We start from the raw sequence: 25,801 nt of genomic DNA, 5'->3' as shown, positions 1-25,801 counted from the left end.
ATTCTGGATATATCAATCACCTCGTTCTAAATTCACAAACTACATCGTTACGTTTCTAAAAAGCTAATTGTTCAATTCCTAGGGATTATATTTTAGTTTTTGGAATGTTGTAATCTTTCGCTTAGGTTTGATTGCTTGTACATTAAATGTTTCAAGCCTTTATCTCAACAAAACGAAATATTATGTACAAGAAAGTATCTATTTTTTCCCTCCTCCTAAACTTATTGCTAACGAGTTTCACATTTGCTCAAGACACGCAAGAACTCGAAGCCGAACAGGCTGCAAATGAAAAATTAAAAGGTGAAAGCGTGCTTGTTAGTTTGATGAAGACAAAAAATTCTTCATTGAAAAAAGAACTTGAAGGTGTGCATCCAAGAATTTTTCTAACACAATCTGAAATTGAAGGGTTAAAAGATAAAACCAAATCACAAAAAGAACTCTGGCAAACTGCTCTTTCCAGGGTTAGGGCCATGACTATTGAACCAACACCTGCACCAGCACAGGACCGCAGGGTTCAAAATCCAGTCGGACTAGGAATTCCCGAAGCAGCTCTTGCCTATAAAATAACAGGCGAAAAAAAATACTTAGATGCAGCCAAGAAATATATGGAAGCTGCACTTTCCTATAACGTTTGGGGCTATCTATATAACAAACCAGATGTTGATCTAGCTGCCGGCCATCTACTTTATGGCTTGGGTTGGGGGTACGATTTACTTTACCACGATTTAACTCCTACTGAACGCGAAAAATACAAGGCAAAATTAATACGACAGGCTAGGTTGTTGTATGATTTTTATAAGCCAAAATCAGGCAAAACATACGCTTATAGTCAAAATCATACCTTTATTCCCATGACCGGTTTGGCAGTTGCCGCGTATGCACTACAAGGTGAAACGCCTGAAGCAGATGATTGGGCTGCTTTACCACGAGCAATTTATGAAGGTGTTTTAGGAACCTATTCTGATGACGGGTTTTACTATGAAGGTATTGAATATTGGATTTTTTCCACACCATGGCTTATTCATTATTTAGATGTGCAATTGCATGCTACAGGAGAGGACCTATTTGAAGCAGCACCAGGTTTAAAATTGATTCATAAATATATAGCCCACGCAACATTACCAGGCGGTGAATTCCATTTTGATTATGGTGATACCTACACCGGTGGACTTACACGATCTAAAAAAAGTGAAGACTATGGTCGAGAACGTATAGACGGTCACTTTCAGAGTAGTTATAATATTTTATATAATCTTGCCAACAAATTTCAAAACGGGGAAGCACAAGGTGTTGCCAATTGGCTGAAGGAGAAAGGGCAAGTAAGCGCAGAAGAAATGTGGACTTTTATTTGGTATAACCCTACCGTAAAAACTATACCTATTGAAAAACAAGAAACATGGCACTATTTCAAAGACCACGATGTTGTTTTTTGGCGAACAAGTTGGAACAATGATGCTACTGCATTTTCATTTAAATGTGGACCTTCCGAAGGTCACTCTGCATTAGAAAAACAGATAAAATATCCAGAATGGCGTTTATCTAGCGGTCATGCACATCCAGACGCAGGCAGTTTTATCATTTGGGCCAACGGAGAATATTTAACCGGAGATTCTGGTTACGAAGGACTCACAATGACACAAAGTCACAACACTCTTGTATTTGACGGAAAAGGACAGAATCATGAAGGTGAAGGGCATGATATTTTTTACGGTATTCCTTATGAGAGAATCAATAAAATTAGAATTGTAGATGCTCAGTTAGATGCTAATCAAATTTCTATTTTAGCAGATGTTACCGCAGCGTACGAACCTGAGGTTGGGGTAAAAAAATTCACTCGTAAGTTTGAATTTAAGGCTCCGGGTAGTTTTACCATAACCGATGATGTTGAAACAAATTCCCCTAAAATTATCACTTCGTTTTTACACGCAGATAATGCTATAAATCAGATTTCAGAGAACACATTTGAATTTGAGCCTAAAGAAACGAGCCTTTTGGTAAAAATTATCGCTCCTAAAATATTTGAAACAAAAGTGGATGCTAATATTTTAACGGCACCAGGAAAACCAGGATTTGTAGACGAAGGTGGTGATGAAGAAAGAGGTGTAAAGCTGGCAATCACAACAAAGGAAAAGGTTTCTGCAGCTGAATTTGCAATGAAGTTAACCATTAAGAAAGAAAAATAAATTCAGGCATTAGATGGTTTATCAAGCAAAAGCACTCTTATGGTATGAACTAAAAGACACTTTGACGTTTATTGGTACAAATGCCCTCACTTTCAGATTTTTCTTGATTACTTTTGCAAAATGAATACTTTCGAAGATTTCAAAATTAAAAAGCAGTTACAAAAGGCTATTGTAGATTTAGGGTTTGATGAACCAACACCTATTCAACAAGAGTCTTATTCCCCCATCCTTGGCGGCACTGATTTTGTTGGTATTGCCCAAACCGGAACTGGAAAGACAATTGCATTCCTTCTACCTATTTTGCAGGATTTGAAATATTCTGATCAAAAACACCCTAGGGTTTTAATCCTAGCGCCTACTAGAGAACTAGTAATTCAAATAGTAGAGCAAATAGAAAAACTAACGCCATATCTAAGTGTAAGGGCACTGGGTGTGTACGGAGGCTCTAACAATATAAACAATCAGAAAAGAGCTGTAGCGGAAGGTCAAGATATTATTGTAGGTACGCCTAGAAGATTATATGACTTGGTGCTTGCTAATGTGTTGCGATTAAAATCAATTAAAAAATTGGTTATTGATGAAGTTGATGTTATGTTAGATTTTGGCTATAAAACGCAGCTAAGGAACATCTTTGAGTATCTACCAACAAAGCGTCAGAACATCCTTTTTTCTGCCACTATGACTACTTACGTAGACCAATTGATGAACGATTTCCTAGTTAACCCGGTTAAAAAAACCATTTCTATAAGTGGTACACCTTTGGAAAGTATTAGTCAAGAAGCCTATGCTGTTCCTAATTTCTATACCAAGGCCAACTTATTACATCATCTGTTAGAAGATAAAGATGAGTACAACAAAGTATTAATCTTTGTGGGTAGCAAGATCAGTGCAGATAGACTTGCTGAAACATTAGAAAATTTTGAATCTGAAATTTCTGTAATTCACTCAAGTAAAGAACAAAACCACCGTACAAAATCCATTGAGAAATTTGAAAACGGTAAAAGTAGAATCCTTATCGCGACAGATGTAATTGCTCGTGGTATTGATATTGATAAAATAAGTACGGTAATTAGTTTTGATACACCTTACTATCCTGAAAATTACATCCACCGAATTGGTAGAACCGGTAGAGCTGGTGAACAAGGAAGGTCTATTCTATTTTACAATGAAAAAGAGACCGAATTAAAAGAGGCTATTGAAAGCTTAATGAACTACAAAATACCTTTTAATGAGTTTCCCAAAGAAGTAGAAATTAGCTCTGAACTAACACCTGAAGAAGACGTTAAACCGGTAGACCCTCACGCAGAGTTAGCTGACGATGATTCTCCTATTCAAAAAGGAGCTTCCTTTCATAAGAAATCAGCCAAGAATAGCAAAGTACAAGCAGAGGTAAAAAGCTACGAGAGAAAAATAAAAAAGAAGTACAAAAAGCCACAAAAACGAGGCGATAAAATCCAAAACAAAAACAGTAGCAAGAAGAAGTGGTAACAATTTAAGCCACGGATTAAAAACTACTCCGTTATATTCTTCCTACTCATTCTAGATGCCACCGTACTGATTATTAATAATTGTATGGCATGAAATAGCATAAGCGGCAAAAGGATTATGCCTATAGAGGCTAGCTTTCCAAATATTATTTTAGAAAATACCGTTCCGTGTACCAATGATTTTTTTGTACCACAAAACTGGGCCGTAATTTGATCTGCAGTATTAAACCTCATCTTTTTTGCTAAGAAACCCGTTAAGAAAAACACAATCCCGAACAATATCAAAACGGCTACAAAAAGCATCAATAAATCCAAAATAGATACCGTACTGAATATATCTCCTTCAAATGATTCCGCAAAACTCTTGTAGATTATAAGAAGGATTACAGACTTATCAAACAAGGTTAAGCGCTTATTATGTTTTTGAGCAAATTCTCCCAAAAAGCGTTGCAGAAGAATACCCACCACTACCGGTAAAATTATTTGAACAAATAGTTTTATATAAATATCGGTGAAATCAAAATCTGTCTGCGCACTCTGAACAAACAAGCCCATCCACAAAGGAGTAAGAACAACACCTATTATCCCAGATATACTGGCATTAAAAATAGCTGCCGGAATATTACCCTTTGCTATAGAAACCATTACAACAGATGAAGATACGGTTGATGGTAATGCTGCCAAGAAAAAAAATGCCAACCAAATGGTTTCCTGTGCTTCGTTTTGAATAAATGGCCGAAAAACCAAAATCAATAACGGAAATATTAAAAAGGTAGATCCTTGTACCAGAACATGTAATTTCCAGTTCTTAATTCCTGCTTTTAATTTTGCCGGACTTAATTTAAGTCCGTAGAAGAAAAATATAAGCGAAATTCCAATAGCACTAATTGTGTCGATTGGAATTTTACTTTCAGGTGTTCCCCACTGCGGAAAAACATACGCTATGCCAATTACCGCGATAACAGATAGCACAAATCCATCAATCTTTAATCTCATACATATTTTCTTTGTTACGCTGTGCTAAACAATACTATTTATCGGAAAACAGGGAAAAGGCCCAACAATAATAGTAACTATCGCCTTTTGAATCCTACTACTTTTGTAGTACCTTTTATGGCAACATATTTAAATTTTAGCAAAAATACTGCAGGAACAATTGTTAACCTGCTCTTTCAATATTTACTTTAGCCCTATTCCATAATTTAATTTTAAATGTTAACGATTCAATCGTGAATTCTCTAAATTTCTCAAAAAAGAAACATAAATAAAAGTTATACGAAAAGCTTTTGTTAAGTTAGCAGACTGAGACAGAATATTTCTCATTCCGGCTTAGTTCCTTTAAAACATTAAAATATTTAAACCACCTAAATTTATGAACGCTTCGGAAGATTATAGCGCATTAAAAGAACTGAATGAGGAACAGCTACCAATTTCAAAACATAAATTACATGGTTGGGCACATTTTTTAGGCTTATATGCAGGTGAGCATGTTGCAGCCACGGAATTTGTTATTGGCGCGACCTTTGTTGCGCTTGGGGCCAGTACTACAGATATAATATTGGGCCTCTTAGTTGGTAATATTTTAGCGATTTTAAGCTGGACCTTCATTACTGCGCCTATTGCGGTAGATACCCGCCAGAGCCTTTACACCTATTTGAATAAAATAGCAGGCGATTCAATGACCAAGCTATACAATTGGGCTAACGTAATTATATTCACCGTAATATCTGCGGCCATGATTACAGTTTCATCCACAGCAGTTAGATTCGCATTTGATATCCCGGCACAACTCAATTGGTATCCTACAAATGCATTTTTTGTGATAGTGGTGCTTTTAGTGGGTACTATAGTTGTTTTTGTAGCCATGTACGGTTTTAAGGCTGTTTCTGAATTTTCCAGTATTTGTGCCCCTTGGCTTTTTGTTATGTTTAGTAGCGGAGCTCTTGTGCTTATGCCTGCTTTATCTGAGGCGGTTATAGGTAAAACCGAACTAAACGGGTGGAGCGACTTTTTACTTATCGGGGACCAATCTATTTGGACCGGTATAAACAGTGCTGGAGAACCCGGCATAGGTCTACTGGAAGTTATAGGATTTGCATGGGCGGCAAACACCATTACTCACTTTGGGTTAATAGATATGGCATTACTCCGTTATGCAAAGAAAAGTTCATATGGTCTAGCTACCAGTTCGGGTATGTTGTTCGGACATTTTGTTGCGTGGATCAGTGCAGGTATTATGGGTGCAGGTACGGCTGTTTTATTAAAGAAAAGCATTACTGAACTTGACCCTGGCGATGTGGCATACTACGCACTTGGCCTTTCTGGTTTTGTTATCGTTATCATTGCTGGATGGACCACCGCCAATGCCAACCTTTATAGAGCAGGATTAGCTGCACAGGCCATATTCTACAAACATTCAAGAAGAAAAACAACTATGGTGGTGGGTATAGTTACCGTTGTGGTGGCGTGCTTCCCATTCGTATTTACACAAATGCTCCCCTTATTGACTTACGCAGGACTGTTGGTTGTACCTGTTGGTGCCATTGTTTTTGCTGAGCATGTAATTTTTCCGCGTATAGGTCTTACCAGATATTGGGTATCCTATAAAAACTTAAAAACTAGTGTTCCTGCCGTGGCTTCTTGGGGGCTAGGATTGGTCTTTGGTTTTGGTCTCAACGCCATGAACGTTATATCTTTCTATTATTTATTTATTCCTACCTGGATATTTACCATCTTACTCTATACACTTTTGGCAAAGAAATATGGTGCAGCAGAAAGTTACCCAGAAGAAGAAGCACTTGACAAACAACGAAATGAGAAAATAATAGCTTACCAAGATGAACAAGCTGAAAATGACCCTCCTCATTTGGATGATAAATCCGGGTTTACCAAACTACTACGTGTAGTTGCCTATGGCAGCTTAATCATTACTATGGTTCTTGCTATTATCACCATGTTCTGGAGCCCAGATATGGCGCAATACGAAATTAACCGGGATATTTTTTACACCTATGCATTTATCTGCACATTAACGTATTTTGCAACGGCCTATTGGGTGTTACAAAGAAAAAAAGTATTGAACAAAAGCGACCATTAAACGCACACTTATCATGAAGGAATCTATAGAATTAAATCAAAAAAATCTATCTCGTCTACCAAAGGACATCAGCATACCAAAATACGACCGTGATTCGGTTACGGCAGGAATCGTTCATATTGGTGTAGGCGGCTTTCATCGTTCACATGAAGCTGTTTATACAGATATGTTATTACATGGACCAGATGCTTCCTCTTGGGGTATTTGTGGAGTAGGTCTTAGAGAAGGCGACCGTCACATGGCAGATATATTGAAAAGACAAGATCACCTTTATACTTTAATTGTCAAACATCCGGATGGCAAGGTAGAAACCCAAGTAGTAGGCTCCATTATAGATTTTATGCTTTCTGTGGATAACCCACAAGCCGTTATCGATAAAATGGCCGATAAGGATATTAAAATTGTTTCCCTGACCATTACTGAAGGTGGCTACAATTTTAAGCCGTCAAACGGCGAATTCGATTTTGATAATGCAGATGTAAAATACGATTTGGCCAACCCCGAAACTCCTAAAACTGTTTTTGGGTATTTGACTGCGGCTCTAAGAAAACGTAAAAACGCAGGTATTCCAGCCTTTACCGTTCAGTCTTGCGATAATATTCAGCATAATGGTACTATGACCGCTAAAATGCTCTCTGCTTTTGCTGAGAGACAAGACCCGGAATTAGCGCAATACATAAAAAAAGAAGTGCGTTTCCCTAACGCAATGGTAGATAGAATTACTCCGGTTACTACCCAAAAAGACATGGATTACCTAAGCGAAACGTTTGGTTTGAAAGATGAATGGCCAGTAACCTGTGAGCCTTTCCACCAATGGGTAATTGAAGATAACTTCAGTAATGGCCGTCCTGCATGGGAAAATGTAGGTGCGCAGTTTGTTCCTGATGTTACGCCTTATGAGAAAATGAAAATCCGCCTGTTAAACGCAGGGCACTCCGTTCTTGGACTACTAGGCTCCATTCAAGGATTTGATACTATTGACAATACCGTTTCGGACCCCCTTTTTGGTAGTTATCTTCGGAAATTCATGGATATTGAAGTAACCCCAGTACTGGATACAGTAGAAGGCGTAGACTTAAATGCTTACAAGGATAGTTTAATAGAACGTTTTGGCAATCCAAACATAAAAGACAACCTTGCTCGTATCTGTCTGGAAAGTTCTGCTAAACTTCCCAAATTCTTAATCGCTACCATTCATGATAATCTAGCAAACGGTGGTAGTATTAAATATGCAACCCTTGTAATTGCGGCGTGGTGTTATTATAGTGATAAAGGAGTAAACCAACACAACGAACCTCTTGATATTGTTGATGCTATGAAAGACGAGCTACATGAAGCGGCAAAAGAGACAGCTAATGATAAACTTTCGTTTTTGAAGTTGGAGTCTATATTCGGTAATCTAATTGAAAATCAAAAATTCACCGAACAATATGCAGAAATGATTGATGTAATCTATGCCAACCCGAATGTATCAGAGCAAATGAAAAAGATGGTATAGCGTAATACATCATGGCCCAATAGGTATATGAAACCCAAGAACTATTCTTTAATCAATCTTTTGAATATTTTATTTTCATCTTTCACAAAATATAGTACATAAACCCCAGTTGGAAGTGATTGAAGATTAATTCTTGGTGTTATCATACCTGTTTGCACCGCATTACCAATAGTATCATATATCGTGTAGATACTGTTATCATCCGCATCTATTACTATAATATCACTAACAGGGTTTGGATAAAAACCGTTCTCAATTTTTTCAAAATTAAAATCATCATCAACTTGTCCGAAGGAGTTTAAATTCACTTTTAATGAACTACTTCCTAAACAAAAATCTTCGGTTATTGAAGTAGAAAACTCACCTCCCGATTCCAGTACAGCTCCCGTAACACTATTGGTAAGGGTATATGACCCATTACCATAACTACAGCACATACCATCACCATAACTATCATTAAAGGTTAAAGAATAACAACCATTTTCCAATTCTAAAGGCACATTTAAAGTGGCACCCTCGGCTTGGCCGTCATAACTTCCCCCAGAAGAAACCAGGGTATTACTACTGTTTCGTATTTCCCAACTTGTTTCTGCAGGGTAGTTATCAAAAGTTATACTAAGATTTACGTTAGAAGAACTAGACCCACCACCACTACTATTAGAAGAGGTTAACCGTATGTTGTCTATTGCTATGTCCCCCTGCCATGTTGTGCCGGTTAAACCATTAAATCTAAGTTGCACCTTTTGTTCTAAATAATCTGCTAGACTTACGGTTGCGGTTTGCCATGTGCTACCCTGATTGCCTACTTTGCTCCAAATTGTTGTCCAGTTTGTACCATTGGTACTTGCTTCTAAAGTAAGGCTACCCATAGTACTAGAACCAAATATAGTATAGGCAAAGGAAAATAATGCCTGATTTGAAGAAATAGTAAAACAAGGACTGTTTATAATGGCTCTTTTATTGGAATAATTAGGACTTGAACTTTCCATAAATAGATAATAGGAACCCAGATCCGCAGCTGAAGGTCCTGTATTACTAGAAGGTGTGCTTCCGGAATTCAACGTCCAATTAAAATCATCGTTAGTACCCTGGCTCCAATCACCCAAAGAATTTTCAAAGCTTTGATTATAAGGAAAACTCGAAACTGTTGAATTGCACACAAGACCTGTATTACCGCCGCCAGTATCGCCAAACCGATCTTCCGCTTGAGGGCCTCCCCATATAGCCGTAGCAAAAGCCGGGTTATCTATAAAAGGGTTTCTATTTCCTTGAATATTTTCCAAAATTGGGTTTCGTTGTATTTCCAATGTGGAAACGGGATCTTCAGCATTCCAATCCAAAAATAATTGTATCATATTGGAATCACCTGAAACAGCCGTTCCTATACCTACATTATTCGGCAAACATCTATCTCCGTAACGGATGTACATATACATAATCATACGTGCTACATCACCTTTAAATTCCTCACCAGGATACCAATGCCCTTGGGCCGTTGTTCCAGAATTGCCTGATCCATCGGCAAATTTTCTATTAGATCTACTTGAGTTTCTAGACACATCCGAAGGTCGCAAATGATGGGCATCTGCTCCAGGACCGGAAGTACCTAAATTTGGAGTTCCTAATGATTTAGGGTAAACATGTTCCCTATTCCAATCACTAGCACCTCCTCCGTTATCATTTACCCCTCTTGTGCGATCCGTATTGGAAGTATTGTCATTATCATTGAACCCATAGACCAAAATTACGTTTGAACTATTCGCCGGGTCAATATCCGTTTGTTTTAACGCCTCCCATACACCTGGAGTATAGGACAAAAATGTAGTATGTGTTTCCGTAACCTTATCACCAAGCTCGTTCAATAAATTTTGGCCTGAAAGCTCAAGGTTTACATCATTGTAATATGATGGAATTTGGCTAAACGACAGTATAGAAAATAGAAAGAATATTAGAAGGGGAACTTTCTTCATCATGGTCAAATTATTGGTTGATTAATATTTCCTAAAGATAATTTTATAATAATTCAACTTGGCAACAGTAGGATTATTAAATTATTAAATAAAGATTTTATATACAATAAATCGGTTTTTTTGCTCTATTTATTTACACCTATTTTAAATCTGAAATATAAAGTGACCAGATGCTCATACTTTTTACCCTCCAGTAACTGCCACTCCTTCCTTATCTAACCACGTTTTTTAATTCCGTATTATTTTCAAAAGACTTTATATTTTCAAGTGTTATTATGGTAATTTGATTCATTGCTTCTTTGGTAAAATATGCTTGATGCGAAGTTATCAGAACATTTGGAAAACTTAATAACCTTAAAATCATATCATCTTGAATGATATGTTCAGAAAGATCTTCAAAAAACAGATTTTCTTCCTGCTCGTAAACATCTATTCCTAAATATCCGATTTTTCTATTCTTCAGTCCCTCAATTGCTTCCGCTGTATTTATTAATGCTCCGCGACTGGTATTGATAATCATTACACCATCTTTCATTGATGCTATGGAGTTTTCATTAACAATATGTTTGGTATGTTTATTTAAGGGGCAATGCAACGATATGATATCCGCTTGTTTTAAAACTTCTTCTAAAGGCAAAAACTCTACGCCAAGTTCAATTAATTCATCGTTCTTAGAAATATCAAACGCCAGAATTTTACATCCAAAACCTTTTAGTATTTTACAAAAAGTTGCTCCAATTTTACCTGTTCCAATAACCCCAATAACTTTATTATTCAGATTAAAACCGATGAGGTTCTTTAATGAAAAATTCCCCTCTCTAACTCTATTATATGCTTTATGGGTTTTTCTATTTAATGTTAAAATTAGGGCTAGAGCATGTTCCGCTACCGCTTCCGGTGAGTATGCAGGCACCCTAACCACTTTAATGTCGGCTTTTTCAGCAGCTTCTAAATCCACATTATTATATCCCGCACATCGCAATGCAATCAACTTGACACCATTTGAAGCAAGAATTTGTATGGTCTCTTCATTAACCACATCATTTACAAAAACACAGACTACATCACAATCGGCAGATAACCTGGCCGTATCCGCGTTTAGTGCAGTTTCATAAAACGAAAAAATGTACCCATACTTTTCGTTGTACTTTTCAAAATATTCTTGGTCATAAGATTTTGTACTAAATACCGCTATTTTCATACTATTTTTTTTGAGAATAGATTATAATTTGAAGATAAGTATAACCATCAAATTATTATAGGCACAAACTGTTCAAATAAAATTTATGAAACAAATAAGTAGCGTAACATTACATCATAATCTGTCTTAAATAACATTCACGAAATGGCTGCAAGCGCCACCTTAGAATAAAATATCCTACAATATCTCTAAAAATGAACCAACATCCTGTCCATATTATTCAATCGTATTAAAACATTAAGCATATCGGTTAATGGTTTGGGACCGGTCTAGGTAATTTTATCCCAAAACTATGGCTAGCCACTGTAGAGTATCCAGATTATGACAGTTACCGAGACCGATAAAAAATTCAAGTTAAAACATCTACCCAAATTAATTGTTGATACCTATAAAGCATGGGAAGCAGATGATCCTTTTCGCCTTAGCGCGATAGTGGCCTACTATGCGGTGCTTTCACTACCCGGACTTTTGGTCATCATAATTAATGTTGTAGGTTCTGTTTGGGGTACGGAAATCGTGCAGGGTGAATTAACGCAAGAAATATCAAGTGCCTTAGGTCGTGATGCTGCTGAAGCTATACAATCTATGATGGTTGAAACACAAAACAAAGACCGAAGTACGGTTGCTAGTATTTTAGGTATTGGAACCCTAATTTTTGGTGCTACCGGAGTTTTCTATCACTTACAACTTTCTCTTAATCAAATTTGGGGCGTAGAACCCAAGCCTGATTCAAACTTTATTAAAATGCTTATTGATAGAGCTAGAAGCTTCGCTTTTATTCTTGCTATAGGTTTTTTATTACTGGTCAGTTTTTTGGTTACCGCAGCCATTTCAGCACTTAACGCTTATATCCGCAGTATACTACCAGAAGTGATTATCTATATAGCCTATGTTCTAGATTTTGTGGTTTCCGTGGGTATAGTTACGGTGCTTTTCGCTCTAATTTTTCGCTACCTTCCCGATGCTAAAATACGCTGGAAAACAGTTTGGATAGGTGCCCTTATAACCGCAGTTTTATTTGTTTTGGGTAAATCCTTATTAGGTTATTATTTTGGCGAGGCAGACCCTGGCTCTACTTATGGTGCTGCAGGCACTATAGTTTTAATTCTCTTATGGGTTTCCTATTCTTGTTTAATTCTATTTTTTGGTGCTGAATTTACTTGGGTCTATGCCAAACGATACGGTCATGGCGTACCACTTAAATCTTCAGAAGAACTTATTGAATAACTAGGTTTTATTAGGCTTACCTAAAAGTTCAGTCCACCTCTACCCTATCATTTTTACGGTTATAGTCAATATTTATTTTGATGTGATTAAGCTATGCCGTGAGTTATTGAAATCTTTACATCAGTTAAATAGTCAATTTATAAAATAAGAAAAATGGACATAAAAGGAAAAGTAATCATCATTACAGGAGCATCTAGCGGAATAGGTGAAGCTACAGCACTAAAACTCTCTAAGGAAGGAGCCAAAGTAGTTCTTACGGCCAGACGTGAAGAAAAGCTAGAAGAGTTAAAGAAGAAAATAGAAGATCAAGGTGGTGAGGCATTGATAGTAACCGGAGATGTTACCAAAAAATCTGATTACGAGGAGTTGGTCAAAAAAACACTTGAGGAGTTCAAAACTATAGATGTACTAATTAATAATGCAGGTTTAATGCCTCTTTCTTTTGTTGAAAAATTAAAGACGGATGAATGGGAAAAAATGGTAGATGTAAATATTAAAGGTGTTTTAAACGGAGTTGCCGCAGTACTGCCAACTATGATTAAAAATAAAGGCGGAAACATCATCAATATATCTTCAAGCGCAGCACATAAATACTTCCCAGGAGGTGCAGTTTATTGCGCGACGAAATCTGCAGTAAAAATGTTCTCTGAAGGTCTGCGACAAGAACTTGCACCCAAATATGGAATTAACGTCACTTCCATTGAGCCAGGAGCGGTATCCACAGAACTTACGAATACCATAACCGATGAGGATATTAAAGAGATGTTCAAGGATATGCAAAAAATGACTTTTCTTGAAGCAGAAGATATTGCCGAGGCTATTTACTACACACTGGTACAACCAGCAAGGGCTAATATTAATGACGTTTTTATTATGCCTACACAACAGCAACAATAGGTTAAAAATATAAATAAACAACAATGGACATTCCTAGCATTAAGAACGAAGACCAATATGAGGCGCTCCGTGAAAAAGGATATAGTAAGGAGAAGTCTGCCCGTATAGCTAATTCGCCTAACAGTGGTAAAAAAGGCGGCAAGGCACAACCTTATGAAGAACGGACGAAAGAAGAGCTCTACGAACAAGCCAAAAATATTGGTATTGACGGGCGATCAAAAATGAATAAGGCAGAACTTATCCATGCTTTGAGAAACAACTAATATAAAACCCTAATTAATAGAGCTAATGAAAACTATAAACCCCAAAGTAATACGCCAGCTTTTTGTGCTATTGTTAATAGTATTGATTGGCGGACTCATATTTCAAGAAATGGCGCCCTATTTCTCTGGGGTTCTGGGCGCCATTACTTTGTACGTTCTACTAAAGAGACCCATGACCAAACTGGTCAAAAAAGGATGGAAGCCTAATTTAGCTGCTAGTTTATTGATGTTCGTTTCAGTACTGATTATACTTATACCGGTTTCTGGAGCGGTTCTTATGTTGGGTAATAAGGTGAGCGAAGCGGTCAAAAATTCCGAAAAGGTTACCAAAGCTCTAAAAACACAACTACAGAGTGCAGAAAATTATGTGGGTTATGACCTGTCTTCTCAAATAGATGTCTCCAAAGTATCTGGTTGGCTATCTGATAGTTTACAGGGGTTTGCGGGTAGTACGTTCACTTCTGTCATTGCTATAGGTATTATGTATTTCTTTCTATATTTTATGTTGACGAACCGCAAAGAAATGCGCGAATCACTTTACGAATACATTCCTATCAGTACAGAAAACTTAAAAACTATTGGAAGTAAAATAAGACGGATGGTACGTGCCAATGCTCTTGGAATTCCTTTGGTCGCTATTGCCCAGGGTGTAGTAGCCCTCATTGGTTTTCTCATCTTTGGTATTGAAAATCCCTTCTTTTGGGCCGTAATCGTAGCTATAGGTTCTATGGTTCCATTTGTTGGTAATATGTTGGGTACATTACCTGTTTTTCTTTTGGCTTTATCAGCGGGTGACTTCTTTCAGGCTTGGGGCATACTTATCTACGGTATAGTTGTAGTAGGTTCAACTGATAATATTATCAGGTTATATGTGTTAAAAAAACTGGATGACGTACATCCTTTAATAACTATGATCGGTGTACTTATTGGCATACCCCTTTTCGGATTTATCGGTTTGATTTTTGGTCCATTATTCGTGAGTCTCCTTCTAATCATTGTGCAGATTTATAAGGATGAATACGGTAAAGAAAGTAACGATAGCATAGCCGTATGATTTAATCTAGTTCAAACCAGTTACTAGCATTTACACTAAAAATTAACGGTATTACGCTTTGCTATAGCTCATTTGCTTTAGCACTAACAATGCCTTTTTTTGAAGCAATCTACATTCGTATATATTCTTATTATCGCAATAAAATTGTATAGAGATGAACGATGAAGAAAAAATTAGACTAGAAAATATAGCAGATACCGAGTATGAAATATTCCCGCTATTAAAGCAAAGATACAGCCCAAGAATTTTTAAAGAAAATTTCCTTACTGAAACGCACACCCATCAACTTTTTGAAGCGGTACGTTGGGCCCCAAGCTCTAATAACCTGCAACCATGGCGATTTATCTATGGAGAAAGAGGAACTGACGCCTATAAAGAAATATTTGATTGCTTGAGCGATTTCAACAAGAGTTGGGCAGGGAATGCACCATTATTGGTGCTAGCTATTTATAAAACGAATTTAGATAATGGTGATAAGAATTTTCACGCTCCTTATGACCTAGGATTGTCACTAAGTAACATGGCGGTTCAGGCACAATACTTAGGTATCGGAATTCACCATATGGCAGGTCTTGATTGGAAACAGGCCGAGAAAACATTTAATGTCCCAAATGAATACCACATAGCTTCTGCACTTGCTATTGGATACTACGGTGGTGATATAGACAAATTATCAGATGATTTAAAAGTGCAGGAAGAGGCCGATAGAAAAAGAATGCCTTTATCCAGTTTTGCATTTAACCGTAGCTGGAACGGGTAGATAAAAGAATTAAAAAAGATTTTCCGCAACAGCGGATATAATATAAAAGAAAAGTTATGAAAATAGGAATAATAGGTAGTGGAAATATAGGTGGGAATTTAGGAAAGCATTGGGCAAAAGCCGGGCATGAAGTACTCTTTAGCTCACGTCATCCAGAAGAACTAAAAGGGTTAGTTAGCGAGGCTGGGAACAACGCACAAGCCATGAGCATCAAAGAGGCTTTTGAAGCTAACGCAGATGTCTATTTACTGGCAATGCCTTTTAAGGCGGTAGATGAGTTGGCAAAAACATATGCTGCACAATACAGTAACAAGCTCATAATTGATGCAACAAATCCCTATCCGGAACGAGATGGCGAAATGGCCCAAAAGGTAAGAGATGCCAATTATACGGCATCAGAATACACAGCTATGAAATTCAGCTCAGCAAAAACAGCAAAAGCATTTAACTCTATAAAAGCAGAACATTTGCGAGATAGAGCTTTTAGAAGTACCGATAAACTAACTATTCCTTATGCATCGCAAGATATTGAGAGCAGGTATGTTACAAAAAAACTAATAGAGGATATGGGTTTTGACACACTTTACGTGGGCAATTTAACGGATACAAAAATCATGGATCCTGACCAAGAAATTTATGGCAAGTCTTTATCTCATGATGAATTGAAGCAGTTGGTTGACACCATAAGAATGTATTAGAAAGATTACTTCTAAATCTCCCTGATTATGAAGATTTAGTTTCCTGTAAATAAGGAATAAAAAAGAATGGAAGAAAATTCCACATATCAAAAAATATAAAACTAAAAATAGAGAACATGCAAATCATTTACGAATATCACGATGTATCCGGCAGTGAACGTTTAGAAGGGCTGGTAAAGGAAAAACTAGAAAAATTAGAACATAAATATGACTTTGTGCACCGTGCGGACATCTTCTTCAAAAAGGAAAACCGTAGTGACGGTCAAGAAATGTTTTGTGACATCCGCTTGAGTATGCCCGGACCACGAATTTTTGCTTCATCTAATGCTGAAACTTTTGAAGCGGCCATGAACGAAACCGTTCGTGATTTACAAGATCAGTTGAGAAAAGTAAAGGATAAGATGTCGGCCCACTAGCCGTCATCTTATTAATCTATAACTAAAAAAGCTAAATATGAAACCGACATCATTTATTGGTATTGCTTCGGCATTGGCCAACAGTAGAAAACTAAAACTTGCTTTGGTAGGTATGCAATTCGCCTATTTAGGATACAAATTGCTACAGAACAAAGAAACTGCTAAAGGCAAGAAAAAAAGAAAAAAACTTAAAGCATAACTAATAAGGCAATGTACATGAATTGCAGCGCCGCAAAAAAAAATGACTTGGGAAATAACCTTAATGTTTTGTATACTACTGGTAACGGTAGTACTTTTTGTGTTTGAAATATTTCCAGTAGATAAAATAGCATTTCTTATTATTGTATCTTTAACCCTATTGGGTTTGGTAAAACCAGAGGAGGCTATTAGCGGTTTCTCCAATAGTGCTACCATTGCGGTGCTTGCTTTAATGATTCTAGCGATTGCATTAGAAGAAAATGGTGTTATTGGTTGGTTGGCATCTAGTATGGGGCGCATTAAAGGGTTACCCTTATACGTAATGGCCCCTGTGTTTATGTTCGTAACTGCAGGTATATCTGCATTCATTAGTACCACGGCCGTTGTTATTGTTTTTATAAAAATTGTAAATCAGCTTTCGGAAAAATATAATGTTTCACAGAGTAAGCTACTATTGCCTATATCCTTTGCGGGTATTCTAGGTGGATCTTGTACTTTAATGGGTACTTCAACCAACCTTATCGTAAATTCCGTAGCAACAGATTTAGGTGCGGAAAAGCTAGGCTTCTTTGAGTTTTCTATGTTGGGATTAATTTTTCTAGGACTTTCTATAGTTTACCTAACACTTACCTTAAGATGGTTACCATGGGGGAAAAGCAAAACTCTTGATGATGATTATCATTTAAACAATTATGTTACCAATGTGCATATTAATGCCGACTCCAACTTGGTGGGTAAGACGATCCAAGAAAGTTTTCTTTTTGAAAACCCTGAAGTTTCGCTTCTAAAGCTAACAAGGGACAATAAAGTGCATAATTCTCCAGGAAAATATATCACTTTCAAGGCAAATGATGAACTCCTATTAATGTGCGACCTTAAGAATTTAGCTCGTATAAACGAATCGGAAAACCTCAGCCTAAACGAAAAAAAATATTTTGCGCCAATACAGAGAATAGAACCTAATGATGCACAAACGGAACAAAAAGAGAGTGAAGTAGACACCCGTATTTTTGTAGAATTACTTATGCTTCCCGGGGCTCAGTATCTTGGCAAAACCTTAGGCGGACTAAGAAACCTGATGATGCAAGACATTCTGCCTATCGCCATAAAAAAGAGAAAAACGTTGACCAATTTAAAAGATAGACTGGTACGGAGCAGCATGAACAAATTAGTGCTAAAAGTGGGAGACCGTTTGCTTCTAGAAACGTCAAAGGAAAAGTTGGAAACCCTTAATAAAATAGAGAACGTAATCCTTCTTCAAGAATTTGACAATGTAAGTTCCAACTCAAAATATAAGCGCTATTTCTCATTGGGTGTTCTTTTACTTGTAATAGGTCTAGCCGCTTCTGGTGCCTTATCTATAATGGTTAGCGCGCTTACCGGGGTCTGTATACTATTACTGACCAACAATCTTGACCTAACCACAGTCTACAAAAAAGTAAACTGGCAGATTTTCTTTTTATTGGCCGGCATGATTCCTTTGGGCGTTGCTATGCACAATACCGGTGCGGATGCCTTTATTTCTGAAAAACTACTGGGTTTTCTCTTTGACCAACCGGGATATGTGGTAATCGGAACTCTATTTTTCTCTACTATGATCTTAAGTGCAGTTATAAGCAACAATGCTACAGCAATTATCATGACGCCTATTGCCATGGCCGTAGCACAGGGTATGCAATTAGACTTTAAACCTTTTATACTGGCAGTGATGTTCGCTGCAAATTTTAGCTTTTTTACACCTGTAGGGTACCAGACCAATACATTGATATATAGTATGGGCAATTACAGATTTAGTCATTTTTTGGGAATTGGAGGCATTTTAAGTCTCATTCTAGCATTGGTGGCTACTTTTTTATTAACCAATATGTTATAAAATTAAAATATGGAAAATAAATTCTCAATAGAAGATTCAATAAGCAAATTGTGGGACAAGTTAGCGGGGTGGCTAGATGCCATTATATTAAAACTTCCCAACATTGTTATGGCCATTTTTATCATGGTCCTGTTTTATTTCATTGCGCGGGGCATTCGTAAACTAATGCAAAAGTTTTTGCTCAACCGTATAAGTCAGCAATCCATTCAAGATATTATTGCACGATTTGTTTTCTTGGCCGTTATTTTGGTGGGCTTCTTCGTAGCCCTAGGTGTATTGGAGCTAGATAAGGTTCTTACCAGTATTCTTGCCGGTGCAGGTGTTGTTGGTTTGGCCATTGGCCTAGCGTTACAAGGAACTTTAAGCAACACTTTTGGTGGACTTATCCTTTCTTTCATGCCCAAAATAAATATTGATGATTTTATTGAGAGTGATGGCGTTAAAGGTTTTGTTTCGGAAATTAGTTTGCGCAATGTTGTCGTACGCCAACCAGATAATAATTACGTAATCATTCCCAACTCTAAGTTTGTAGAAGGGTCTTTTAAAAACTACTCCCTTAGTAACAGAAGTCGCATAGTGGTTAGTTGTGGCGTTGGTTATGAGAGTAAATTACAAGAAGTAGAGGATTTGGTTGTAAAAATTATTGGCGAGAATTTCCCTCAAAAAAATAACGAAGCAGTACAGTTTTACTTTACTGAATTTGGAGACAGCTCCATTAATTTTATGGTCCGTTTTTGGATTGATATGAAGGGAGCGCAACAAGAACACGCTGCCAGACATGAGGCGGTTAAGTTAATTAAATCTCACTTTGATGCAAAAGACATCAATATCCCTTTCCCTATCCGAACATTGGATTTTGGCAAGAATACTTTAAATATGAATACCAATTCCATTAAAGCGCAATCCTAGAGTAGGAAAGAGGAAAATAAATTTGCAGTATAATGATAGCGACAATAGATTTTAAAGGTTTAGATAATAGCCAATTTAAAGTATATTCAATATATCTAAAACCAACATATGAAATCTAACGAGATAGCTAGTGGAATTCTAAAGGCAATAGCTGCAGTATGCGGCTTTCTACTGCTTCTATTTTTGCTCTACCAACTGCAATCCATTGTGGCATATTTGGTCATATCGGGTGTTGTAGCCCTTATAGGCAGGCCAATTGTTATTTTTCTAAAGAAACACTTTAGACTACCCAATATCATGGCTGTCATTCTTACAATGCTTTTATTAACCACTCTTTTTGGAGGTGTTATTGCGTTGATTGTGCCACTCCTTACCGAACAAGGAAAAAATCTATATCTATTCGATTTTGGTGTAATTCAAGCTGAATTTGACAAACTGTATGTCATGGTTTCCGAGTATTTTGGTACAACTAAAAAAGTGGTAGAAGATTTAGTGCAAAATGCCGCTTTAGATGAAAACGCGGTAAAAGGATTGGGCAAAGACTTGGTGCCCTCATTCTTTAAATCTATTCTGCAGGTGCTAGACAATATTGGTATTGGGCTATTTTCCGTTTTATTTATTTCGTTCTTCTTTCTTAAAGATAGTAAGATTATCCAACGGTCTATTTTAACAACGGTGCCCGATAACCATAGAATGAAGACGATGCGCTCCATTTCAAAAATTAAAAACCTATTGTCCCGTTATTTCGTTGGGCTTTTGTTTCAACTGTTTATTCTATTCTCGCTATACGCCATAACCCTGATTTTGGTAGGACTAGAGAACGCCGTACTCATTGCTTTCATGTGTGCCCTGTTCAATGTTATTCCTTATTTAGGACCAATGATCGGTGCCGTAATTATGATAATGTTTACTATTACCAGTAATCCTGGGGTAGATTTTAGTACCCTAATTCTACCAAAAGTGGGCTATGTAATTCTTGGTGTAACAATTGGTCAGCTTATAGATAATTTTTTCTCGCAGCCTATTATATTCAGTAATAGTGTAAAATCGCATCCGTTAGAAATCTTTCTAGTGATCCTATGTGCGGGTTTGCTGTTCGGAATTGTGGGTATGATGTTGGCTGTACCAGGGTACACCGTTCTAAAGGTGATTCTGAAACAATTTGTCTCTAAAAACAAAATAGTTACAGCCCTAACTAAAGGGCTGTAACTTATATTTTTTCTTCTGTAAAAAGCTTTAAATTCTGATGTAACTAAACCCATTTACTTAGAAAGCTACGCCAGACATAATAAGTGCTATTGCTAAAATAACTAAAGCGGCTACGATGATAAAGAATCCTTTTTTAGTGATGCCATTTTTCTGAAAGATGTACTCTTCCTTAGGGTCGTGAGCTTCCTTTGCAAATTCGGTTTTTTCATTTCTTATTTTCTCGTCTTTCACTGTATTTTCCATATTTTTTTATTTTTCGATTTACTTAAAATTCTTGAAAAACGACTCATATTCACTCAAAATCATGAGTTTTACATCGTTTTACTCTAATATACATGCATTTTTCACTTAATTGAACCGTTTTACCAAAACGGTTAATCTAAAAATTGATTGAGCTCAAACCGGATATGATATTAGAGATATCTTTAACTTCATCAACATATTATAACCATCAACCCCTTACACAGATGACCAAAGAGAAACTATTAAGTCAGTTATTGAGAGCACCTGAATTGGCTATCGAAAATCTCAATTTGGTATATATTGATAATGGGAAAATGCCAATCTCTCGCCTTAGAAAAGGAAAGAGTTTCATCTACCACTACAAACAGAAACCCGTAACGGACAAACAAGAACTAGAGCGCATTACCAGCTTAGTTCTACCCCCTGCATGGGAGGATGTAAAAATCACTGACTTATCTAACGGCCACTTACAAGCAGTTGGCAAAGACCTTAAGAATAGAAAACAATACCGGTATCACCCTACATGGGTAAAAATTAGAAAGCAGACCAAGTTCTATAAAATGGCCTTGTTTGGAAAAAAGATTCCCCTTATTAGAGCACAGGTAGAAAAAGACCTTTCTCTAAAGAAATGGTCAAAAGAAAAGGTTGTCGCCCTTATCATTAAATTAATGGATGAAACCCATATACGTATTGGCAACGAGCAGTATGCAAAACGCAACAAATCATACGGACTTTCTACCATGCGCAAAAGGCATGTAGAGGTTTTTAAGAACAATATTAAGTTTGAGTTTGTAGGTAAAAAGGGCAAGAAGCACTCCGTTACAGTTCGCAACAAAAAACTGATGCGGCTTATTAGCCGTTGTGAGGACATACCGGGTTGGGAGCTTTTTCAATACTATGACGAAGATGGCGACAAACAATCTGTAGACAGTTCTATGGTAAATGAGTATTTACACGATATAAGCGGAGAATTTTTTACCGCTAAAGATTTTAGAACATGGGCCGCATCGGTAGTGTTTTTTGATACGTTACTAGATCTAGGCCTTGCCGAAAGCCAAAAGGAAACCAAAAAAAATCTGCTCGTAGGTTTTGATGCCGCCGCCGCTGCACTGGGAAACACAAGAAACGTATGTCGTAAATATTATGTTCATCCCGTTTTGGTTACTTCTTATGAAGACGGGTCCTTAAAAGAGTGGTTCGACAAGACGGATAAAAGTAATTCTAAATCCGAACATTTCTCTACTTCAGAAATGGTCATGCTTGAGCTCTTTGAGCAGTACACTCCCCAGTTTTAAAGGTCTTTTACATTAAAACATAGCTACACGCCTTTTAAATCTGCACTTTACGGATTGCATCAATAATTGATTTTTTCAGATAAAGACTAACAAAGACATCCTTGTAAATTTACTATCAGTAAGTAAGATGCTATGCGGCACGCATCCCCCAAAAACAAGTTGCCGCTCATTTAAATTGAAATTATTATGAGTACATACAGTGAAGAAGTACAGACAAAATTGAATAATATATTAGAAAAAACATACGATGCAGAAAAAGGCTTTAAAAAGGCGGCAGAACATGCTAAAAGTACCGATCTGAAAACATTTTTTAGTCGTAAGGCAGATGAGCGTTATACGTTTGGACATGACCTAAAATCTGAAATTGTGCGTTATGGACAAGATTTTGACAAAGGAGGAAGTGCCACCGGAGCAATGCACCGTGGATGGATGGATGTAAAAGCTTGGTTTAGCGCAGACAATGACGAAGCTATGTTGGAAGAATCCATTACTGGAGAAAAAGCTGCGGTAGAAGAGTATAAAGAGGTTCTAAACGAAGTTTCTTTACCAACTACAACTGTTACACTGCTTACCAAGCAGATGAACAAAATAAGTACTGATCTTAGCAGCATCAAAAGATTGGAAGACGTACTGTAGAAGTAGTACAGAAAAATTAAAAGGGATGCAAATGCATCCCTTTTTTATATTTCACTAACTATAGAAAGATACCTATGTTCAATAAATTATCCATTAGGGCAGATAGACAGCAGATTGAAGAAACCTACGGCGCCCTTTTTCAATTTCCTGACATCTATAGACCTAGACAAATTATAAACGGGCTTGAAGAAAGTACCGTACCCATTATAACCTCAAAACAGCAAAATACTATATCTACATCTATCTGGGGAATTCTACCTAAGAAATTCCAGGGAGATTGGGCAAATTTTCAAAAACATGTAAATACGTTAACCATACCGTTAGCCTCTTTACAGACAAAACCGTGGTACGCCCATACTGATGATACCGATCGATGCCTCATACTCGTAACTGGTTTTTTTACCACCTTTATCTCAGATGGAGAACTACTCTTTTTTCATATGACTCAAAAATCTGGCGAGCCATTTAGTCTTGTTGGTATTTACAATGAGTTAGAAGATGGCTTTATAACTAGTTCCCTCATAACAGATAAGGCCAATAGAACCATTACAGAAGTCCATAATATTGGCGACCAAATGCCAATTGTGGTTCCTAGTTATCAACAAAAAGATTGGTTAGACCATAAGATTTCGGTCCGTGAAATAAATACCGCTGCAGCTACAAGTAACCTGAAAGCTGAGCCGGTTTCAGAAGATTTTTTCGAAAATTTGCATACTGATGCTACTGAAAATTTATCTGGTTTAGACAGAGAAGATTTTCTTCCAACCACGTTACATGATCTATTGTACAGTAACAGCATAAATCTAAGTAATTAACCACTAACCAGCTTATATACTAACCATATTTTAGCCGTCACCCCTGTTGTTTAAAGGTAAAATATAAATTTATTGCGACAATCGAAACCCTGAACATACTGCATCTTTGTAATATAGCAGTCGGATAAGTACGACACTAAAAATTACTAATCTAAAAACTACATACTATGTTACGTTGGACAGTCACTTTTGTAATCTTGGCAATTATAGCCGCAATATTTGGATTTGGTGGAATAGCAGCTGGAGCTGCAAGTATCGCCAAAGTATTATTCTTTATTTTTCTAATCCTTTTCGTGATTTCATTATTCACCGGAAAGAAGACCGTATAATTTTATTAATTCAAAAACTCTAAACATATGAAACGCACACTATATTTAATGCTATTTGTCTTGATGACCGCATCTGTATCTACGCTAACAAGCTGTAGAGATGAACCAAAGGATACTGGAGACAAAATAGAAGACGCAATTGACGATACAGGAGATGCCATAGAAGAAGGCGCCGAAGACGTTGAGGACGGTATTGAAGATGCCGTAGACGATAATTAAGATTAAAGTTTGGTTGATTGTTAGATTGGGCGTTTCCATATGGGAACGCCCAATCTTTTTATATACCTGCCCAAGTTTAGCATTAGTTGAACGAACAAAAACTACCTATTTTATCTTCATAAAATACAGATTTCATCTATGCTTTTTATTTTTTGTTTAATCTAAAAGAACCAAACACGAACAAAAAATCGTAATATGTTATGCTTTTAATTGGCAACTGGTTTTAAGGCGACAGTTTTAAAATAAAGTACATATCTTTCATATACCTAAATTGATTCATTTATACTGTAATTTTAAATATGACTTTCTTTGTAAAATATGATTTTGACCTAGCCTGCAAGACCCTATTAAAGGAACATCTTGATGCTTTTGAAATAACCTATTCTTTAGGTAGTATGGGTGAAGTTAAAATTAAGGGCGGTCTATCTGACGAACAACGAAATTCTCTTGCAACTTCTTTAAAAAGATATGGAATTGAAATTCTTGATAGTCAAAAAATTACTTTAGTAGAACGCATAAAGAATGCTATTGATGAACTTTTAAAAGACAAGGATTTAAAATCAATAAAGGTTTCGACCTATTTATCCGACAATCTTCATTACTCTTATGCACACCTCTCTTCTATTTTTTCGGAGAGCACTTATACCTCAATTGAAAATTATATTATCTTACGTAAAGTAGACTTGGCAAAAGAGTTGATCTGCAATACAGACCTTACACTTACAGAAATTGCTTTTAAACTCAATTACAGTAGTGTAGCACATTTGTCCGGGCAATTTAAAAAAACCACCGGCCTTACCCCAAGTAGTTTTCAGAGAATAATGAAAAAGAAGATTAACTATACCGTTAACCCCAAAACGTAAAGCTTACCTATGGACACCAAACTATTGAACATTGCCTTGGCAGATGATGATGAAGATGACAGAATGCTTTTTAGTGAGGCTATTGATGAAATTGGCATAAAGACCAAATTATCACTTTTTAAGCATGGGCAGGAATTGATGGACTATCTAACCTTACCCAATGTTGTATTGCCCAATCTCATTTTTCTAGATTTGAACATGCCCATAAAAAATGGTATGCAATGCCTAAAGGAGATACGGGAGAATCCAGACCTAAAAGACCTATGTATTGCCATATATTCTACTTCCTCATCGGAAAAAGATGTAGAGGAAACTTTTCTGAATGGGGCAAACATTTATCTAAATAAGCCCAATAACTTTGTTAAATTGCAAGCTTCTGTAGAACGAGTGCTGCAGTTAAATTGGCAGTATCACACGTCTAATCTTAACAAGGACACCTTTCTATTTCGCATATAGAGCTT

At 36.8% G+C, this 25,801-nt stretch carries 26 protein-coding genes; 22 read left to right on the top strand and 4 right to left on the bottom strand.

The genetic code is table 11. The features are described 5' to 3' along the window. The first annotated feature begins 182 nt into the window (after positions 1 to 182). Entirely contained in the window at positions 183 to 2,183 is a 2,001-nt protein-coding gene (locus IWB64_RS09180) for a DUF4962 domain-containing protein (RefSeq protein WP_194533736.1), read from the top strand. A 120-nt stretch (positions 2,184 to 2,303) separates the two neighbouring features. Next, the gene (locus IWB64_RS09175; RefSeq protein WP_194533735.1) at positions 2,304 to 3,671 is read left to right on the top strand and encodes a DEAD/DEAH box helicase; all 1,368 of its coding nucleotides are present in this window, start codon (positions 2,304 to 2,306) and stop codon (positions 3,669 to 3,671) included. 23 nt (positions 3,672 to 3,694) lie between these two features. Here the strand turns inward: IWB64_RS09175 and IWB64_RS09170 are convergent, their stop codons facing one another. Then, complete coding sequence (locus IWB64_RS09170) at positions 3,695 to 4,666, bottom strand: bile acid:sodium symporter family protein (protein WP_194533734.1); 972 nt, start codon at positions 4,664 to 4,666, stop codon at positions 3,695 to 3,697. A 376-nt stretch (positions 4,667 to 5,042) separates the two neighbouring features. On the opposite strand from IWB64_RS09170, the gene IWB64_RS09165 reads away from it, so the two are divergent. Continuing rightward, complete coding sequence (locus IWB64_RS09165) at positions 5,043 to 6,767, top strand: purine-cytosine permease family protein (protein ID WP_194533733.1); 1,725 nt, start codon at positions 5,043 to 5,045, stop codon at positions 6,765 to 6,767. A 13-nt stretch (positions 6,768 to 6,780) separates the two neighbouring features. After that, positions 6,781 to 8,265 (top strand): mannitol dehydrogenase family protein, encoded by a 1,485-nt coding sequence (locus IWB64_RS09160; protein WP_194533732.1) that lies wholly within the window; start codon positions 6,781 to 6,783, stop codon positions 8,263 to 8,265. 41 nt (positions 8,266 to 8,306) lie between these two features. On the opposite strand, the gene IWB64_RS09155 is transcribed toward IWB64_RS09160, so the two are convergent. Further along, positions 8,307 to 10,238 carry an endonuclease gene (locus IWB64_RS09155; protein WP_194533731.1) on the bottom strand — a complete coding sequence of 644 codons (1,932 nt, stop codon included), beginning with the start codon at positions 10,236 to 10,238 and terminating at the stop codon, positions 8,307 to 8,309. A gap of 208 nt (positions 10,239 to 10,446) precedes the next feature. Next, complete coding sequence (locus IWB64_RS09150; RefSeq protein ID WP_194533730.1) at positions 10,447 to 11,436, bottom strand: 2-hydroxyacid dehydrogenase; 990 nt, start codon at positions 11,434 to 11,436, stop codon at positions 10,447 to 10,449. A 321-nt stretch (positions 11,437 to 11,757) separates the two neighbouring features. Between IWB64_RS09150 and IWB64_RS09145 the strand changes: the two genes are divergently transcribed. From IWB64_RS09145 to IWB64_RS09095, 11 genes are all read left to right on the top strand, one after another. Then, entirely contained in the window at positions 11,758 to 12,663 is a 906-nt protein-coding gene (locus tag IWB64_RS09145) for a YihY/virulence factor BrkB family protein (protein ID WP_194533729.1), read from the top strand. A gap of 153 nt (positions 12,664 to 12,816) precedes the next feature. Then, positions 12,817 to 13,560 (top strand): SDR family oxidoreductase, encoded by a 744-nt coding sequence (locus IWB64_RS09140; RefSeq protein ID WP_194533728.1) that lies wholly within the window; start codon positions 12,817 to 12,819, stop codon positions 13,558 to 13,560. A gap of 23 nt (positions 13,561 to 13,583) precedes the next feature. After that, positions 13,584 to 13,823 (top strand): DUF7218 family protein, encoded by a 240-nt coding sequence (locus IWB64_RS09135; RefSeq protein ID WP_194533727.1) that lies wholly within the window; start codon positions 13,584 to 13,586, stop codon positions 13,821 to 13,823. Between the two features lie 25 nt (positions 13,824 to 13,848). Then, complete coding sequence (locus IWB64_RS09130) at positions 13,849 to 14,877, top strand: AI-2E family transporter (protein ID WP_194533726.1); 1,029 nt, start codon at positions 13,849 to 13,851, stop codon at positions 14,875 to 14,877. A gap of 154 nt (positions 14,878 to 15,031) precedes the next feature. Continuing rightward, positions 15,032 to 15,637, top strand: coding sequence for a nitroreductase family protein (locus IWB64_RS09125; RefSeq protein ID WP_194533725.1), 606 nt, complete (start codon positions 15,032 to 15,034; stop codon positions 15,635 to 15,637). A gap of 56 nt (positions 15,638 to 15,693) precedes the next feature. After that, positions 15,694 to 16,335, top strand: a complete 642-nt coding sequence (locus IWB64_RS09120) for an NADPH-dependent F420 reductase (RefSeq protein ID WP_194533724.1) — start codon at positions 15,694 to 15,696, stop codon at positions 16,333 to 16,335. Between the two features lie 116 nt (positions 16,336 to 16,451). Then, on the top strand, positions 16,452 to 16,751 hold the full coding sequence (gene hpf, locus IWB64_RS09115; RefSeq protein WP_194533723.1) for a ribosome hibernation-promoting factor, HPF/YfiA family: 300 nt from the start codon (positions 16,452 to 16,454) through the stop codon (positions 16,749 to 16,751). Positions 16,752 to 16,788: 37 nt separating this feature from the next. After that, positions 16,789 to 16,950 (top strand): hypothetical protein, encoded by a 162-nt coding sequence (locus IWB64_RS09110; protein ID WP_194533722.1) that lies wholly within the window; start codon positions 16,789 to 16,791, stop codon positions 16,948 to 16,950. Positions 16,951 to 16,992: 42 nt separating this feature from the next. Further along, positions 16,993 to 18,822, top strand: a complete 1,830-nt coding sequence (locus tag IWB64_RS09105) for an SLC13 family permease (RefSeq protein ID WP_194533721.1) — start codon at positions 16,993 to 16,995, stop codon at positions 18,820 to 18,822. 9 nt (positions 18,823 to 18,831) lie between these two features. Then, complete coding sequence (locus tag IWB64_RS09100; protein WP_194533720.1) at positions 18,832 to 19,731, top strand: mechanosensitive ion channel family protein; 900 nt, start codon at positions 18,832 to 18,834, stop codon at positions 19,729 to 19,731. A 108-nt stretch (positions 19,732 to 19,839) separates the two neighbouring features. After that, positions 19,840 to 20,940, top strand: a complete 1,101-nt coding sequence (locus IWB64_RS09095) for an AI-2E family transporter (protein ID WP_194533719.1) — start codon at positions 19,840 to 19,842, stop codon at positions 20,938 to 20,940. A gap of 57 nt (positions 20,941 to 20,997) precedes the next feature. Here the strand turns inward: IWB64_RS09095 and IWB64_RS09090 are convergent, their stop codons facing one another. Further along, positions 20,998 to 21,183: a hypothetical protein gene (locus IWB64_RS09090; RefSeq protein WP_194533718.1), complete on the bottom strand. Its 186-nt coding sequence runs from the start codon at positions 21,181 to 21,183 to the stop codon at positions 20,998 to 21,000. Positions 21,184 to 21,407: 224 nt separating this feature from the next. Between IWB64_RS09090 and IWB64_RS09085 the strand changes: the two genes are divergently transcribed. The 7 genes from IWB64_RS09085 to IWB64_RS09055 all read left to right on the top strand — a co-directional run bounded on the left by IWB64_RS09085 (position 21,408) and on the right by IWB64_RS09055 (position 25,796). Further along, positions 21,408 to 22,478: a DNA topoisomerase IB gene (locus IWB64_RS09085; protein ID WP_194533717.1), complete on the top strand. Its 1,071-nt coding sequence runs from the start codon at positions 21,408 to 21,410 to the stop codon at positions 22,476 to 22,478. Between the two features lie 186 nt (positions 22,479 to 22,664). Continuing rightward, positions 22,665 to 23,114, top strand: a complete 450-nt coding sequence (locus IWB64_RS09080; RefSeq protein WP_194533716.1) for a ferritin-like domain-containing protein — start codon at positions 22,665 to 22,667, stop codon at positions 23,112 to 23,114. Between the two features lie 74 nt (positions 23,115 to 23,188). After that, positions 23,189 to 23,929, top strand: a complete 741-nt coding sequence (locus IWB64_RS09075; RefSeq protein ID WP_194533715.1) for an SOS response-associated peptidase family protein — start codon at positions 23,189 to 23,191, stop codon at positions 23,927 to 23,929. A 167-nt stretch (positions 23,930 to 24,096) separates the two neighbouring features. Continuing rightward, positions 24,097 to 24,258 (top strand): DUF1328 family protein, encoded by a 162-nt coding sequence (locus IWB64_RS09070; protein ID WP_013992452.1) that lies wholly within the window; start codon positions 24,097 to 24,099, stop codon positions 24,256 to 24,258. Between the two features lie 27 nt (positions 24,259 to 24,285). Beyond that, the gene (locus IWB64_RS09065) at positions 24,286 to 24,477 is read left to right on the top strand and encodes a hypothetical protein (protein ID WP_194533714.1); all 192 of its coding nucleotides are present in this window, start codon (positions 24,286 to 24,288) and stop codon (positions 24,475 to 24,477) included. A 299-nt stretch (positions 24,478 to 24,776) separates the two neighbouring features. Further along, positions 24,777 to 25,340 (top strand): helix-turn-helix domain-containing protein, encoded by a 564-nt coding sequence (locus tag IWB64_RS09060; protein ID WP_194533713.1) that lies wholly within the window; start codon positions 24,777 to 24,779, stop codon positions 25,338 to 25,340. A gap of 9 nt (positions 25,341 to 25,349) precedes the next feature. Next, complete coding sequence (locus IWB64_RS09055) at positions 25,350 to 25,796, top strand: response regulator (protein WP_194533712.1); 447 nt, start codon at positions 25,350 to 25,352, stop codon at positions 25,794 to 25,796. The last annotated feature ends 5 nt before the right edge of the window (positions 25,797 to 25,801 follow it).

Origin of the sequence: Zobellia nedashkovskayae (assembly GCF_015330125.1) — a bacterium.
Classification (GTDB): domain Bacteria; phylum Bacteroidota; class Bacteroidia; order Flavobacteriales; family Flavobacteriaceae; genus Zobellia; species Zobellia nedashkovskayae.
This window is presented reverse-complemented; position numbering and strand designations above follow the sequence as displayed.

Coding starts and splice junctions, on each gene's coding strand:
- IWB64_RS09100 (WP_194533720.1), top strand. CDS start 18,832: ATGGAAAATAAATTCTCAATAGAAGATTCAATAAGCAAATTGTGGGAC.
- IWB64_RS09155 (WP_194533731.1), bottom strand. CDS start 10,238: ATGATGAAGAAAGTTCCCCTTCTAATATTCTTTCTATTTTCTATACTG.
- IWB64_RS09085 (WP_194533717.1), top strand. CDS start 21,408: ATGACCAAAGAGAAACTATTAAGTCAGTTATTGAGAGCACCTGAATTG.
- IWB64_RS09180 (WP_194533736.1), top strand. CDS start 183: ATGTACAAGAAAGTATCTATTTTTTCCCTCCTCCTAAACTTATTGCTA.
- IWB64_RS09065 (WP_194533714.1), top strand. CDS start 24,286: ATGAAACGCACACTATATTTAATGCTATTTGTCTTGATGACCGCATCT.
- IWB64_RS09125 (WP_194533725.1), top strand. CDS start 15,032: ATGAACGATGAAGAAAAAATTAGACTAGAAAATATAGCAGATACCGAG.
- IWB64_RS09090 (WP_194533718.1), bottom strand. CDS start 21,183: ATGGAAAATACAGTGAAAGACGAGAAAATAAGAAATGAAAAAACCGAA.
- IWB64_RS09060 (WP_194533713.1), top strand. CDS start 24,777: ATGACTTTCTTTGTAAAATATGATTTTGACCTAGCCTGCAAGACCCTA.
- IWB64_RS09130 (WP_194533726.1), top strand. CDS start 13,849: ATGAAAACTATAAACCCCAAAGTAATACGCCAGCTTTTTGTGCTATTG.
- IWB64_RS09165 (WP_194533733.1), top strand. CDS start 5,043: ATGAACGCTTCGGAAGATTATAGCGCATTAAAAGAACTGAATGAGGAA.
- IWB64_RS09150 (WP_194533730.1), bottom strand. CDS start 11,436: ATGAAAATAGCGGTATTTAGTACAAAATCTTATGACCAAGAATATTTT.
- IWB64_RS09135 (WP_194533727.1), top strand. CDS start 13,584: ATGGACATTCCTAGCATTAAGAACGAAGACCAATATGAGGCGCTCCGT.
- IWB64_RS09105 (WP_194533721.1), top strand. CDS start 16,993: ATGACTTGGGAAATAACCTTAATGTTTTGTATACTACTGGTAACGGTA.
- IWB64_RS09110 (WP_194533722.1), top strand. CDS start 16,789: ATGAAACCGACATCATTTATTGGTATTGCTTCGGCATTGGCCAACAGT.
- IWB64_RS09080 (WP_194533716.1), top strand. CDS start 22,665: ATGAGTACATACAGTGAAGAAGTACAGACAAAATTGAATAATATATTA.
- IWB64_RS09095 (WP_194533719.1), top strand. CDS start 19,840: ATGAAATCTAACGAGATAGCTAGTGGAATTCTAAAGGCAATAGCTGCA.
- IWB64_RS09175 (WP_194533735.1), top strand. CDS start 2,304: ATGAATACTTTCGAAGATTTCAAAATTAAAAAGCAGTTACAAAAGGCT.
- IWB64_RS09075 (WP_194533715.1), top strand. CDS start 23,189: ATGTTCAATAAATTATCCATTAGGGCAGATAGACAGCAGATTGAAGAA.
- IWB64_RS09070 (WP_013992452.1), top strand. CDS start 24,097: ATGTTACGTTGGACAGTCACTTTTGTAATCTTGGCAATTATAGCCGCA.
- IWB64_RS09140 (WP_194533728.1), top strand. CDS start 12,817: ATGGACATAAAAGGAAAAGTAATCATCATTACAGGAGCATCTAGCGGA.
- IWB64_RS09120 (WP_194533724.1), top strand. CDS start 15,694: ATGAAAATAGGAATAATAGGTAGTGGAAATATAGGTGGGAATTTAGGA.
- hpf (WP_194533723.1), top strand. CDS start 16,452: ATGCAAATCATTTACGAATATCACGATGTATCCGGCAGTGAACGTTTA.
- IWB64_RS09170 (WP_194533734.1), bottom strand. CDS start 4,666: ATGAGATTAAAGATTGATGGATTTGTGCTATCTGTTATCGCGGTAATT.
- IWB64_RS09160 (WP_194533732.1), top strand. CDS start 6,781: ATGAAGGAATCTATAGAATTAAATCAAAAAAATCTATCTCGTCTACCA.
- IWB64_RS09055 (WP_194533712.1), top strand. CDS start 25,350: ATGGACACCAAACTATTGAACATTGCCTTGGCAGATGATGATGAAGAT.
- IWB64_RS09145 (WP_194533729.1), top strand. CDS start 11,758: ATGACAGTTACCGAGACCGATAAAAAATTCAAGTTAAAACATCTACCC.